Below are 13,532 nucleotides of genomic sequence, written 5' to 3'. Positions count from 1 at the left end.
TGAGGCTGACCACATAGGGCGGTTAGCTCAGGGGTAGAGCACTGCATTCACACTGCAGGGGTCGCAAGTTCGAAACTTGCACCGCCCACCAGATTCAAGCCCCAAGTTGCTTTGACTTGGGGCTTTTTCTTTGCATGGTCTTCTTGCAGCGGCGCTGTTGGATTACTGCGCGGCCCAGCCGCCATCCATGTTCCACGCGACACCGCGAACGTTGTTGCCAGCTGAGGAGCAGAAAAATACCGCCAGCGCGCCCAGTTCTTCCGGGGTTGTGAATTGCATCGATGGCTCTTTCTCCCCTAGCAGCAACTGTGTGGCCTGCTCGTTGGAGATGCCGCCAGCCGCTGCCTTGGCATCCACCTGCTTTTGCACCAGCGGCGTCAGTACCCAGCCGGGGCAAATGGCGTTGCAGGTCACGCCGGTGGTGGCGTTCTCGAGTGCCGTGACTTTGGTCAGCCCCACAATGCCGTGTTTGGCGGCCACATAGGCAGATTTTTCAGCCGATCCGACCAGGCCGTGAACCGAGGCAACGTTGATGATGCGGCCCCAGCCTTTGCCCCCATTGGCTGCCTGCATGGCAGGCAGTGCCAGGCGCGTGGCGTGGAAGGCGCTGCTGAGGTTGATGGCAATCACCGCATCCCAGCGCTCTACTGGAAAATTCTCTATCTTCGCCACATGCTGGATCCCCGCGTTGTTGACCAGGATGTCCACCTGGCCAAACTGTGCAGCGGCAAACTTCATCATGTCTTCAATCTCGGCCGGCTTACTCATGTCTGCGCCGTGATAGGCCACCTTCACGCCCATGGCCGCGATGGCCGCTTTCGGGCTTTCCACGTCCCCAAAACCGTTGAGCACGATGTTGGCACCCTGCGCTGCGAGCGAAGTTGCAATGCCCAGACCGATACCGCTGGTGGAGCCCGTGACGAGAGCAGTTTTGCCTTTGAGCATGAATTTTCCTCCGGATGATTTACGATGCCATGAAGCGCTTTCAAAAACGCCGTGTCCTGTTCGCAATTATCAGCCTTCAACCTGCTTTCGTTTGTCCATGACTGAACCTACGCTGAACTACGTATCCTGCCCCGATGTTTCGGGTGGGCACCGCATGGCCTATTGGCAGTGGGGTGACCCCGCCAATCCGCATGTGGTGATGTGTGTTCATGGCCTGTCGCGCCAGGGCCGGGATTTTGACGTGCTGGCCCGATATCTCTGTGACGATGTGCGCGTCGTCTGCCCCGATGTGGTGGGCCGTGGCCGGAGCGACTGGCTCCAGGACCCCATGGGTTATCAGATTCCGCAATACGCTGCTGACATGCTGGTCCTGCTGGCGCACCTGCAGCAGCAGTCCCCCATCGCCACCCTGGATTGGGTGGGCACCAGCATGGGCGGCCTGATCGGCATGGCGATAGCTGGCCAGCCCGGGTTGCCTCTACCGCAGCCAGTCCATAAACTGGTTCTCAACGATGTGGGGCCGGTCGTCGAATGGCAGGCGATCATGCGGATTGCGGCATATCTCGGCAAGGCGGGGCAATTTGCATCAGTGCAACATGCCGCCGATGCGATGTGGGCCATATCAACCAGTTTTGGCCCCCACACCCCTGAACAATGGCTCGCATTGTCGCGTCCGATGCTCAAGCCTGTGCCCGGCGCGCTCAATGGTGCGGTGATGTTGCATTACGACCCGGCCATCGCGGTGCCGGTTCGTGCAGTCACCGAGGCCTCGGCACGCGAGGGGGAAGTCCTGCTGTGGCAGCTGTATGACAACATCCAGGCGCAGACGCTGATTCTGCGTGGTGCCAATTCTGATTTGCTCAGCCATGCTACGGCGCAGGCCATGGCGCAGCGTGGGCCCAAGGCGCGCGTGATTGAGTTTGAAGGTGTGGGGCACGCGCCCACGCTGGTTGCCATGGACCAGGTCAGCACCGTGGGTGATTTCCTGCTTGTCTGACCTCCCGTGTTGAAATGCCACCCGTCATGAAAAATGCCGGCGCCGGTCCCGGTGCCCCCCTGGCCGGTTCCAGCGCGACCATCGTCAGGGCGACGGCCGACAGCCTGCCGGACCAGCCGCAGGCCCTGGCCCGCGCCCGGGCTTTTGCAGAACCCCTCATCGCCAGTGAAATGCTGGACACTGGCGAGAATATCCTCGCCCATGCGGATGCGGTGGCCGCCATCCTCAAGGCGATTGGCGGCTCAGAGGCAATGCAGGCAGCTACCTATCTGGTGTATGCCTGCGCGCACCTGAACAAGCCGCAAGAGGTGATTGCCAAGGCCTTTGGCCCCAACTTTGCGGCACTGGCGATCGAGACCACCAAGCTGGTCCATGTGCAGAAGCAGGCGCGTGCCGTCGATGCGCGCGTGAAGCTCGAAGACGCTGCCGCACAGACCGAAAACGTGCGCAAGATGCTGTTGGCGTTTTCACGCGATCTGCGTGTGGTGATGCTCAGGCTGGCGTCCCGCCTGCAAACCCTTCGTTACTTTGCGGCGATCCGGGAGCCGGCGCCGCTGGCCGTGGCGCAGGAATCCCTGCAGGTGTTTGCGCCCCTGGCCAATCGGCTGGGTATCTGGCAGATCAAGTGGGAAATGGAGGACCTGTCGTTTCGCTTTCTGGAGCCGGAAACCTACAAGCGAATAGCACGCTTGCTGGACCAGAAGCGGGTAGAGCGCGAGGGCTTCATGGAGGGCCTGCGCGCGCAGCTTGAAGGCGAGCTCAACAAAAACGGCATCGCAGCGCTGGTGCAGGGCAGGCCCAAACATATTTACAGCATTGTGAAAAAGATGCGCGGCAAGTCACTCGACTTCGAGCAGGTCTTCGATATCCGCGCCTTGCGCGTGATTGCCGCAGACGTGAAAGGTTGTTATGCGGCGCTCGGCTTTGTGCATTCGAACTTCGAGCCGGTGGATGGTGAATTTGATGACTACATCGCCAAACCCAAATCCAATGGTTACCAGTCGCTGCACACCGTGGTGCGTGATACCGGCCAGCGCGCCGTAGAAATCCAGATTCGCACCCAGGCCATGCATGACCATGCAGAGCACGGGGTGGCGGCGCACTGGGCTTACAAGGAAGCGGGTGCAAAAGGTTATGCCGGCGTTTCGGCCAGCAGCGAATACGACGCCAAAATTGCCGTGTTGCGGCAGTTGCTTGCCTGGGAGCGAGAATTGTCGGGCCCGGTATCTGCGAAAGCGCGTGAAGGCGACGAGGGCTTGTTTGAAGACCGTATTTACGTGCTCACGCCCGATGCTGCGGTGGTTGAACTTCCGCAGGGCGCCACCGCGCTGGATTTTGCCTACAGCGTCCACACCAGCTTGGGCCATCGCTGCCGGGGTGCGCGTATTGACGGCGCCATGGTGCCGCTGAACACGGCGCTGCAAAACGGACAGACGGTGGAAGTTGTGACCACCAAAGAGGGTGGTCCCTCGCGAGACTGGCTCAATCCCGATCTGGGTTTTCTGGCAAGCCACCGCGCGCGTTCAAAAGTACGCGCCTGGTTCAACGCGCAGGCCATGGCGCAAACCGTGGCGCGCGGCCGGGAGGCGGTGGAAAAACTTCTTCAGCGCGAAGGCAAAACCGCGATGAAACTCGAAGATGTGGCGGCGCAGCTGGGTTTCAAAAGTGCCGACGATCTTTTTGAAGTGGTTGGCAAAGACGAGCTGTCGCTGCGCACCATAGAGAACCTGCTCAACCCGCCCCCCGCAGCACCCACGCAGGACGACTATGTCCTGGCTAAAAAACCGCGCCAGCCGGACAAGGCGTCCGAACGCGCGCGCAAAGGTGGTGTGCTGGTGGTCGGGATTGATTCCTTGTTGACACAACTGGCCCGATGCTGCAAGCCGGCACCACCAGATGCCATTCTGGGGTTCGTCACAAAGGGCAAAGGTGTGAGTATCCACCGCAGCGATTGCAGCAATTTTCGCAACATGGCGGGCGGTAGCCCTGATCGTGTGATCGAGGTGGAGTGGAGCCGGCCCAAAAGCAGCGATGGACTGGTTTTTCCTGTGGATGTGTCGGTGGAAGCGGCAGACCGGCAGGGATTGCTGCGCGATATTTCCGAGGTGTTTGCCAGAGAAAAGATGAATGTCATCGGTGTCCAGACCACCTCGGTCAAGGACAACCGGGGCGGTACGGCCTGGATGACATTTACCGTGGAGGTTGCTGATTCAGGCCGCCTGGCCCAGGTGCTGGCTTTAGTCGCCGGTGTCGGCGGCGTGCGCTCGGCACGCAGGCGTTGAGGACTGATCGGTGTGAATGAAGGTCGGGTTCATGTTTTGCTCTGCTACAATTGAGAGGTCGAACAGTCCTTAGGCGCGTAGCTCAGCTGGTTAGAGCACCACCTTGACATGGTGGGGGTCGTTGGTTCGAGTCCAATCGCGCCTACCAATTTCCGGAAATTGTTTTCCCTTCACCTGTCGTCCACAGGGTTCGCACAGGGTAAACCAAGGGGATTGCGGGCATGCATACTTTCTAGAATGTGATCATGACCGGTGCACAGTCATGGTCAGTCATTCACAGGAGTTCGCGCAGTGTCAAAAAGCAAGTCCAGCAGCCAGTCCACGGGCCATACCCCTGACCCGGCGGCCAGTGCCGACAAGGTGGCCGGCACTCGTGCCGGCAATGGCAAGGCTGCGTCACCGCGGGTCATCAAAAAATATCCGAATCGCCGCCTCTACGACACCGATACATCGTCCTACATCACGCTCACCGAAGTCAAACAACTGGTCATGGACAGCACCGATTTTGTCGTTCGCGATGCCAAGACCAATGAAGACCTGACGCGCAGCATCATGCTGCAGATCATTCTGGAAGAAGAAACCGGCGGCGCACCCATGTTTACCGAAGCCGTTCTCGGAAACATCATCCGTTTTTACGGCAATGCGATGCAAAGTTTCATGGGTATGTACCTGGAAAAAAATGTCCAGTCCTTCATGGATCTTCAACTCAAGATGTCCGAGCAGTCCAAGGCATTGACGCCGGAAGCCTGGGCCCAGTTCATCAATGCGCAGTCGCCGACCATGCAGGGCATGATGGGTAGCTATGTCGAGCAGTCAAAAACCGTGTTCACGCAGATGCAGGAGCAGATGCAAAAGCAAAGCGAACAGATGCTGGCAGCTCTGGGCCTCAAACGCTGACGTCCCATCGGGCTTCATGGGGTGTCGGCTCCGCGCGGCACGCCGCTCTGAGACAATAGGGGCATGAGCCAAGCCCTAGCCACCCCGGTGTCATCCACCAAAAATTCCGCACCCCGCGTCGGTTTTGTCAGCCTCGGCTGCCCGAAAGCCCTGACCGATTCCGAGCTGATCCTCACGCAACTCAATGCCGAGGGTTACCAGACCTCCAAAACCTTTGAGGGCGCCGATCTGGTGATCGTCAACACCTGCGGCTTCATTGACGACGCCGTCAGGGAGAGCCTGGACACGATTGGCGAAGCGCTGGCTGAAAATGGCCGGGTCATTGTCACCGGCTGCCTGGGTGCAAAGGCCGGTGAGGGCGGAGGCAACCTGGTGCGGCAGATGCACCCCAGCGTGCTTGCGGTGACCGGGCCGCATGCCACGCAGGAAGTGATGGACGCGGTGCACCTGAACCTGCCTAAACCGCACGACCCCTTTGTCGATCTGGTGCCCAATTCCTTTGGTATCGCCGGCATCAAGCTTACGCCGCGCCATTATGCGTACCTGAAGATCAGCGAAGGCTGCAACCACCGTTGCACGTTCTGCATCATCCCCTCCATGCGCGGCGACCTGGTGTCGCGGCCGATTGGCGATGTGCTCAATGAAGCAGGCGCGCTGTTTGAAGGCGGCGTCAGGGAGCTGCTGGTGATCAGCCAGGACACCTCCGCGAATGGTGTCGATGTCAAATACCGCACCGGTTTCTGGGACGGCAAACCGGTCAAGACGCGCATGCTGGAACTGGTGCAGGCGCTGGGCGACATCGCCGAACCTTATGGCGCCTGGGTACGACTGCATTACGTCTACCCCTACCCGAGCGTCGACGATGTGATCGGGCTGATGGCTACCGGCAAGGTTCTTCCTTATCTGGATGTGCCCTTGCAGCACAGTCACCCGGATGTTCTCAAGCGCATGAAGCGACCCGCCAGCGGAGAAAAAAACCTGGAGCGTATTGCACGCTGGCGTGAGATGTGCCCTGAAATTGTCATCCGCAGTACCTTCATTGCCGGCTTTCCAGGTGAAACGGAAGCCGAGTTTGAGCATCTGCTCGATTTCATGCGTGAAGCGAAGATAGACCGGGCGGGTTGTTTTGCCTACAGCCCGGTGGACGGTGCGACGGCCAATGGCCTTGCCGGCATGTTGCCGCTGGAACTGCGTGAAGAACGTCGGGCACGTTTCATGGAAGTTGCCGAAGCTGTGTCTGCCGCGAAGTTGCAGCAGCGTGTTGGCAAGACAATGCAGGTGCTGGTCGATTCGGCGCCTGGCATGGGCAAAAAAGGTGGCGTGGGCCGCAGTTATGCCGATGCCCCGGAAATTGATGGCGTCGTGAAACTGCTGCCGCCTGAAAAAATCAGCAAGACCCTGAAAGTCGGTGAGTTCACACGGGCGCGTATTGTGGGTACGCAGGGCCATGATCTGGTGGCCGTGCCGGTCTGAAAATTTGCATCAGAACCGGCTGCGCAAGCTGCGCCGAAAACAAAAAGGCCACTGGATGTACAGCGGCCTTTCGATTGCCAGTTTTACTGGACTGGATGTATCTGGTGCCCGGGAGAGAACTCGAATCTCCACATCTTGCGATACACGGACCTGAACCGTGCGCGTCTACCAATTCCGCCACCCGGGCACAGCCAGCAGTGTACCATTACAAAATCGATTTTCTGAGCCGAATTCCAAAAAATTACCGCGTGATGCAAGCCGTGAAACGCTGGATACCGCCCTGCAGAAAGCATCAACCGCGCGCTGCCATGCAGCGCCGTTCTGGACGCTTCAAGCACCCAAAGACCCCACGAATTCAGGCGCAGTTTTTGCACCGTTTCCTGAATTCCTGAACCCTCGTTAACCATCTCAAAAAAAGAGAGATTTCTTATCAAAACAAGTACACACAGCAGCCCGGGCGCCGGCCTGCTTGCCGAATTCGAAGGCACTGTCTCGGGTCACCGTGATGGCCATGGCTTCGTCCAGCGTGATGACGGGGAAGCCGACATCTATCTGCCGCCCAATGAAATGCGCGCCGTGCTGCACAAGGACCGCGTCAAGGCGCGGATTGTGCGGCACGACCGCAAAAATCGCCCCGAGGGGCGCGTGACGGAAATCATTGAACGTTCCACCAACCCCATCATCGGCCGGCTGTTGCAGGAGAGCGGTGTCTGGCTGGTGGCGCCTGAAGACAAGCGTTATGGCCAGGACGTGCTGGTGCCCAAGGGCGCCACCGGTTCTGCCAAACCAGGGCAGATCGTCGTGGTTGAGCTGACCGAGCCGCCCGCGCTGTTCGGGCAACCTGTTGGACGGGTCAAGGAGGTGCTGGGGGAGATTGACGACCCTGGCATGGAGATTGAAATTGCCGTGCGTAAATACGGTGTACCGCACGAGTTCAGTGATGCCGCACTGGCACTTGCACGTACCTTGCCCGATTCAGTGCGACCGCAAGACAAAAAACACCGCATTGATCTGACCGACGTGCCGTTGGTCACCATCGACGGCGAGGATGCGCGCGACTTTGATGATGCGGTTTATTGCGAGCCGGCCAAGGTCGGGCGTGGCAAAGGCTGGCGCCTGCTGGTCGCGATTGCCGATGTCAGCCACTATGTCGAAACCGGCAGCGCCATCGACGTCGACGCCTATGACCGGGCCACCAGTGTTTATTTTCCGCGCCGCGTGATTCCCATGTTGCCGGAAAAGTTGTCCAACGGACTGTGTTCGCTCAATCCGAATGTGGAACGTTTGTGTATGGTCTGCGACATGCTGGTCACCGCCAAAGGCGATGTACACGCCTACCAGTTTTACCCGGCGGTGATGTTCAGCCACGCGCGTTTTACCTACACCGAGGTGGCAGCCGTGCTGGCCAATACCCGTGGCCCTGAAGCGGCGCAGCGCAAGGCGCTGGTGCCGCACCTGCTGGACCTGCATGACGTGTACCAGGCACTGCTCAAGGAGCGCGGGGTGCGCGGCGCGGTGGATTTTGAAACCACCGAGACGCAGATCGTCTGCGACGAGGCCGGACGCATCGAGAAGATTGTTCCGCGCACACGCAACGTGGCGCATCGCTTGATTGAAGAGGCCATGCTGGCCGCCAACGTCTGCTCGGCGGACTACATTGCACAAAGCAAACATGTGGGCCTGTTCCGTGTGCATGAGGGGCCAACCCCCGAGAAGAAGGACATGCTGCGCAATTACCTCAAGGCGATCGGCCTGGGCATGAGCATCAGCGATGACCCGACGCCGGGCGAGTTTCAACAGATTGCGGTGGCCACCAAGGACCGGCAGGATGCGCAGCAGATTCATTCCATGCTGCTGCGCTCCATGCAGCAGGCGATTTACACGCCCATGAACAGCGGCCACTTTGGCCTGGCCTACGAGGCCTACACCCACTTCACCAGCCCGATCCGGCGCTACCCCGATCTGCTGGTGCACCGCGTGATCAAGGCGGTGCTGAACAAAAGCAAGTACGAATTGCCGATTCTGCCGACACCGGGTGAGGCAGAGGCCAAACTGTCCAAGCGACTCGCCTCGCGGGTCAAGGATCCTGACCAGAAGCCCAAAAAAGCCAGTGTGGACCAATTGGCCTGGATGGCTGCTGGCCTGCATTGCAGCGCCAATGAGCGACGCGCCGATGAGGCCAGCCGCGATGTGGAAGCCTGGCTCAAGTGCAAATACATGCGTGAGCATCTGGGCGAAGAGTTTGGCGGTGTGGTCACTGCAGCCACCAATTTCGGTATTTTTGTCACGCTTGACGCAATGTATGTCGAGGGACTGGTACACATTACCGAACTCGGTGGCGAATACTTCCGCTTTGACGAGGCACGCCAGGAGCTGCGTGGCGAGCGCACCGGCATTCGTTACGCCATCGGTACGCGGGTGCGGGTTCAGGTCAGCCGGGTCGATCTGGACGGCCGAAAAATCGATTTCCGCCTGGTGCGCGAGGGCGAAGAGCTGCTGACACGCGCAATGAAGGACAAGGCCGGCGGCCGGGGTTCCGACCTTCCCGATCAGGAAAGGTCGTCGCAGCGGACGCCTGGCGAGCAGCGCGAGCGTGGCGGCGCCCGCGGCGACAAGCGCGCCGGGGAGCGTAGTACCGGTGGGCGCGGTGGTGCCCCGGCCGCAGGCAGGGCGCAGAAATCCCCGATCCAGGCGCTGAAGGCGGCGGTCAAGAAGTCGGCGGCCAGCGCCGGGCGCAAGCAAAGCAAGAAACCAAGGCGCTAGCCCGAGCCATCATGCTGATCCGTATCCTGTCTTTTCTGCTCGACACCCTGTTTTTTGTGCTGATTGGGTCAGCGCTGCTGCGGGCCTGGATGAACTTCCTGCGCATCAACATGCGTGCCCAGCCGGGCCTCTTTGTCATGGCGGTGAGCGACTGGCTCGTCAAGCCTTTGCGCCGGGTTTTACCCAAATCGGTGGCGCAATCGCGCGTGGATTGGGCCAGCCTGCTGGCCGCCTTGCTGCTTGCGCTGCTGTACGCGGTATTGTGGGCCGCCCTCGCGGGCGCCTTGCTGAATCTGGTGGCCGAGATGCTGCCTGTGCTTTTGCTGGCAGGCCTGAAGATGCTGATACGGGTGGCCTTGCAACTCGCTTTTGCAGTGGTACTGGTGTACGCGCTTTTGTCCTGGCTGCAACCGGGCTCTGCCATCTACGGCCTGCTGGGCCGGCTGGCCGAGCCCTTGTTGGCGCCGCTGCGGCGCTTCATCCCGGCAATTGGCGGCATAGACCTGTCTGCGCTGGTGCTGATCCTGTTGCTACAAATTGGCTTGATGGTTTTGGGCTAACCGACCTGCTGTCAGGACCTGTCCCGGGTGGAACAGCGGCCAATCGTCGGCCAGCTGGCCGTGCTGGAAAACGGCGTTGCAGGCCGCCTCCAATGCAGTCTGGCCGCCGGCCAGCAAAGCCCCCAGCATGCCCGCCAGCACATCCCCAGTACCTGCCGTGGCCAGCCGCGCGTTGCCTGTCGCGTTGACCAGCGCGATCTGGCCCGGGGCGGCTATCACGGTGCCCGAGCCCTTGAGCACTACGACGCACTGGAATTGTTCGGCCAGCTGGCGCGCGGCATGAAAACGGTCGGCCTGCACAGCGCCAGCACTGCTGCCCAGCAGGCGCGCTGCTTCCAGCGGGTGCGGCGTCAACACCGTGCGGTAGGCGCGACCCCGGCGGGCGCGCAACTGGGCCTGCAACTGGCAATCCCGGCTGATCGCGTTCAGCGCGTCGGCGTCCAGCACGGCTGCAGCCGCGCTGGACAAGACCCGGGGCAGCACCGCGGCTATTGCATCTCCGCCGCCACAGCCAGACACCACCACCTGGTTCTTGAAGTCCAGGGCGGCAGGGCTTCGGAACATCAGCTCCGGCTGCTGCGGATCGACCGTTAAACCCGCTTGCCCCAGCAGGGCCACAAACACCCGGCCCGCCCCGGCATGCAGCGCGGCCCGTCCGGCCAGCAGTGCAGCCCCGGCCATATGGGTCGAAGAACCAGATTCTCCGCCCAGGATGGCGACGTCGCCAAAACTGCCTTTGTGGCTGGCATGAAGGGCATGGTCCCGGCTGCGCGGATTCACACGGTCCCGGCCCAGCAGCCAGGCGCGGGGTGCGGGTGCTGGCGCAGGCGTGTCGCCAAGGGCCATGCCCAGATCATCCCACCAGATCTGACCGGTCAGGTCGCGCCCCGCGCCAGTGAACAAGCCGGGCTTCAGGGTCAAAAATGTCAAGGTAAAGCGGGCTCCAACCGTTTGTTGTTGGGCGTGAGCAGCTACTGATTCAATAGCAGATTCAACAACAAGGTCAGTGCCTGTATCCGCATCGAGCAAGCTCGGAATGTCCAGTGCGAGCACAGGCTGAGAGCTGCCGCGCAGCAGCGCCAGCCAGTGTGCGAGCGCATCAGAGCGGGTCCCTGCCTCGGCTGTTCGTGGCGCAGCGCCTATGCCCAGCAAAGCGTCCAGGGCGAAGTCGAAGTCGGCGGGCGGCACGTCTGCAAACGTGACCCCGGCTGCCTGCGCCCTGGCGCGCGAAGACAGGGCGTCGGCCGGAACCCGGGCGTTGGCATGCGCGCCCAGCCAGGTCACGGTCACGTTTTTCCCCCATTGGTGCAGATGGATCGCGGCTTCCAGGCCGTCGCCGCCATTGTTGCCCTGCCCGCAGGCTATCCAGATGTGCTGCGCATGCGGCGCCAGCGCCAGGCTCAGACGGGCAGCCGCTAGGCCGGCGCGCTGCATCAGGGTGTGGGCGGGCAGCGTGGCTCCCGCTGTCTGCTCAAAATGCCGCGTAGCGGCAATGTCGTAAAGCGGCAGGCTGATTGCGCGGGAGATGGCTTGCATGCTCCGATTGTGCGGCCTAGCTAGGGGTAGCTTGTCCTGGTCAGCTCGAAGTGGGGTCCATTTATGAACGCGCGCAGGTTGACCGCCTTGCGCCTGGCCACCTACCGCGCCACCCGGTCCTCGGTTGATTCGCTGGACGCGGTGAAGTCGATGTCCCATGCGCCGCCCCAGCGCAGCGGTATCTTTAGCTCTTGCGTCGCTACCCGCACCCCATCGGCAATCATGTATATCGGCTCCCATTCCCAGCGCAGCTTGTCGTTGATATAGGGCGCCAGGCCCACAGCGTGGCCTGTCTGGTGGCGTGAATCCAGTGTCTGGCTGGCACCCTTGGCCACCAGTCGCTGCTGATCGGCCAGCGTGCGTATGCCGTCGTGCACACTGAAATCCTGCGCGGTCAGGACGATGGCCCTTTGCACTACGGCGACCAGATCGGCATGGACACCGTCGAGTTCGCGAAGCGAGGTTGTTCCCAGTTTGAATGGACCCATGATGGCTCCCGGAGTGGATACTTTTGTGCGCCTAGTGGGGGCTGATGCACAAGCCCGGCGTATTGGAACGCGGGCCCGCCCGGACTGTCGTCCCATAATTGCAGGAGGTGTTGGGGGAGGGCGGTGGTGCTGGCCAGACCTCGATTTACACCGAGGCCAATCCGCGCTGGATGCCGTTTCGGGACATGCTGCCCAACCCGACGGCGCGGCTGATCCGCGCGGCCTGCCAGACCGGCAAGGTAGCCAGCAATCAGGAGTCCGGCCGGGTGTGGCCGGCCCTGCCGAGCTTCGGCGGCCAGTCTTTCCAGACCAAGCCGGCAAAACAGCTGCGGCCGCAAGCGCCACTTTCTTGATGTGGGTCAAGCTGTGCGCGCCATCTGCCCCTACATTGAGGGCATGAGTACCGATCCCGCCGCGTCTGACATGGATACCAGCAATGGACCGCTGACCAGCTTCTCACAATGCCATGTGGGCATCCTGTCGCAGTTGCAGGCCTTCGAGGAACTGCCGGTCTTGCAGGCGGCTGCGGTCCGGGCCCGGACAGTTGCTGCGCAGACACTGAGCTTGTTCAGGGAGGCGGTGTTTGTACATCACGCGGACGAGGAAAACGAGCTGTTTCCCGCCGTGTTGCGCAGTGCGGTTGCAGGGCCGGAGGCGGACAAGGTACGCGCCATCATCCGGCGGCTGACCGAGGAGCACCGCATGATAGAGGCGCGCTGGAAAAGCCTGGAGCCGGCCGTCAGGGCGGTGGCCAAAGCCAGCGCGTCTGATCTGGACACGGCTGCGGTGCAGGAGCTGGCACAGGCCTACACAGCCCATGCCCGCTTCGAAGAAGAGCAGTTTCTGCCTTTGGCTCAAACCATCCTGAGCCGCAATGGCAATCACATGGAAGCACTGGGCCTGTCTCTGCATCTTCGGCACGCACCGCAACCCATGGCGCATATCTAGGAGCCAAGTAGCCTGTCTGCCCCTGGAATCGCCGGTTGCAAGGAAGACCGGGAATTCACAGGATCAAAACCGCGGTCCCACCGGGGGTATTGGCTTGTAGTTAACCGGCATACCCAAGAAGTGGCACCTCCAGCTGTGCCTGCTGCGCCACGCGGATGCAGTCCTTCATGTGTTCTTCACCCAGGTAGCGAATCGCGGCATACCCGACACTGGCGGCGACGATCTGCCCGGCGAAGGGCACGTATTTGGCGAGCTGCTTGGTGGTCAATCGCATGCCGATTTTGGTGGCAGCCTTGAGGATCAGGTCTCTGGAGATGAATTTTCCGATCAACACCGAGCCGACGACAGTAACAGCTTTTTGTACCTGGTCGCGTTTTTTGGGGTCGAGCTGGTCGAGCTGTTGCGGCGTCAGGCCGAACTCCTTGTTGATCTCGGGGATCAGCCGGGACAACATGGCGGCATCCACCGCCCAGTCCAGGCCGGGCACCGGCACGGCGCTGGCGGCAGCAGCGACCACAGCGCGCTTGTGCAGCAGTTTGCGGCTGCGGGTGACGGCGGCAGAGAGGGCTGCGTCATCAGCAGCCATTTGGAGGGCGGTGGGCATGAAAGTCACTTTAACGCGAAATGCCAGGCAGCGTTAGGG

The 13,532-nt window shown here is 61.1% G+C and carries 12 protein-coding genes and 3 tRNA genes; 10 read left to right on the top strand and 5 right to left on the bottom strand.

Annotated elements, in window-relative coordinates; translation table 11 throughout:
* Positions 1 to 16: 16 nt before the first annotated feature.
* Positions 17 to 91: transfer RNA gene (locus Q8L50_RS05095), tRNA-Val, on the top strand.
* Positions 92 to 162: 71 nt separating this feature from the next.
* On the opposite strand, the gene Q8L50_RS05090 is transcribed toward Q8L50_RS05095, so the two are convergent.
* Entirely contained in the window at positions 163 to 945 is a 783-nt protein-coding gene (locus Q8L50_RS05090) for a 3-hydroxybutyrate dehydrogenase (RefSeq protein ID WP_305347576.1), read from the bottom strand.
* 97 nt (positions 946 to 1,042) lie between these two features.
* Here Q8L50_RS05090 and Q8L50_RS05085 point away from each other — a divergent pair, with 97 nt between their 5' ends.
* The 5 genes from Q8L50_RS05085 to rimO all read left to right on the top strand — a co-directional run bounded on the left by Q8L50_RS05085 (position 1,043) and on the right by rimO (position 6,594).
* Positions 1,043 to 1,942, top strand: a complete 900-nt coding sequence (locus Q8L50_RS05085) for an alpha/beta fold hydrolase (protein ID WP_305347575.1) — start codon at positions 1,043 to 1,045, stop codon at positions 1,940 to 1,942.
* Between the two features lie 26 nt (positions 1,943 to 1,968).
* A complete protein-coding gene (locus Q8L50_RS05080; RefSeq protein WP_305347574.1) occupies positions 1,969 to 4,224 on the top strand; it encodes a bifunctional (p)ppGpp synthetase/guanosine-3',5'-bis(diphosphate) 3'-pyrophosphohydrolase in 2,256 nt (751 codons plus the stop codon).
* Positions 4,225 to 4,295: 71 nt separating this feature from the next.
* Positions 4,296 to 4,372 (top strand) — tRNA-Val (locus tag Q8L50_RS05075).
* A 212-nt stretch (positions 4,373 to 4,584) separates the two neighbouring features.
* The gene (phaR, locus tag Q8L50_RS05070; RefSeq protein WP_305347600.1) at positions 4,585 to 5,121 is read left to right on the top strand and encodes a polyhydroxyalkanoate synthesis repressor PhaR; all 537 of its coding nucleotides are present in this window, start codon (positions 4,585 to 4,587) and stop codon (positions 5,119 to 5,121) included.
* Positions 5,122 to 5,184: 63 nt separating this feature from the next.
* Complete coding sequence (gene rimO, locus Q8L50_RS05065) at positions 5,185 to 6,594, top strand: 30S ribosomal protein S12 methylthiotransferase RimO (protein ID WP_305347573.1); 1,410 nt, start codon at positions 5,185 to 5,187, stop codon at positions 6,592 to 6,594.
* Positions 6,595 to 6,696: 102 nt separating this feature from the next.
* On the opposite strand, the gene Q8L50_RS05060 is transcribed toward rimO, so the two are convergent.
* A tRNA-Leu gene (locus Q8L50_RS05060) sits at positions 6,697 to 6,781 on the bottom strand.
* 278 nt (positions 6,782 to 7,059) lie between these two features.
* Between Q8L50_RS05060 and rnr the strand changes: the two genes are divergently transcribed.
* Positions 7,060 to 9,357, top strand: a complete 2,298-nt coding sequence (gene rnr, locus Q8L50_RS05055) for a ribonuclease R (RefSeq protein WP_370869752.1) — start codon at positions 7,060 to 7,062, stop codon at positions 9,355 to 9,357.
* An 11-nt stretch (positions 9,358 to 9,368) separates the two neighbouring features.
* Positions 9,369 to 9,917, top strand: coding sequence for a YggT family protein (locus Q8L50_RS05050; RefSeq protein ID WP_305347572.1), 549 nt, complete (start codon positions 9,369 to 9,371; stop codon positions 9,915 to 9,917).
* On the opposite strand, the gene Q8L50_RS05045 is transcribed toward Q8L50_RS05050, so the two are convergent.
* Both Q8L50_RS05045 and Q8L50_RS05040 read right to left on the bottom strand, forming a co-directional pair.
* Positions 9,888 to 11,453 (bottom strand): NAD(P)H-hydrate dehydratase, encoded by a 1,566-nt coding sequence (locus Q8L50_RS05045; protein ID WP_305347571.1) that lies wholly within the window; start codon positions 11,451 to 11,453, stop codon positions 9,888 to 9,890. The genes Q8L50_RS05050 and Q8L50_RS05045 overlap by 30 nt on opposite strands.
* Before the next feature lie 101 nt (positions 11,454 to 11,554).
* Positions 11,555 to 11,941 carry a M15 family metallopeptidase gene (locus Q8L50_RS05040; protein ID WP_305347570.1) on the bottom strand — a complete coding sequence of 129 codons (387 nt, stop codon included), beginning with the start codon at positions 11,939 to 11,941 and terminating at the stop codon, positions 11,555 to 11,557.
* Positions 11,942 to 12,039: 98 nt separating this feature from the next.
* Here Q8L50_RS05040 and Q8L50_RS05035 point away from each other — a divergent pair, with 98 nt between their 5' ends.
* Both Q8L50_RS05035 and Q8L50_RS05030 read left to right on the top strand, forming a co-directional pair.
* Positions 12,040 to 12,294, top strand: coding sequence for a hypothetical protein (locus Q8L50_RS05035; RefSeq protein WP_305347569.1), 255 nt, complete (start codon positions 12,040 to 12,042; stop codon positions 12,292 to 12,294).
* A gap of 43 nt (positions 12,295 to 12,337) precedes the next feature.
* Complete coding sequence (locus Q8L50_RS05030) at positions 12,338 to 12,889, top strand: hemerythrin domain-containing protein (protein ID WP_305347568.1); 552 nt, start codon at positions 12,338 to 12,340, stop codon at positions 12,887 to 12,889.
* Positions 12,890 to 12,989: 100 nt separating this feature from the next.
* Here the strand turns inward: Q8L50_RS05030 and Q8L50_RS05025 are convergent, their stop codons facing one another.
* The gene (locus Q8L50_RS05025) at positions 12,990 to 13,493 is read right to left on the bottom strand and encodes a hypothetical protein (RefSeq protein ID WP_305347567.1); all 504 of its coding nucleotides are present in this window, start codon (positions 13,491 to 13,493) and stop codon (positions 12,990 to 12,992) included.
* Positions 13,494 to 13,532: the final 39 nt, after the last annotated feature.

The sequence above is a fragment of the Polaromonas sp. genome (assembly GCF_030680935.1).
Classification (GTDB): domain Bacteria; phylum Pseudomonadota; class Gammaproteobacteria; order Burkholderiales; family Burkholderiaceae_C; genus Polaromonas.
This window is presented reverse-complemented; position numbering and strand designations above follow the sequence as displayed.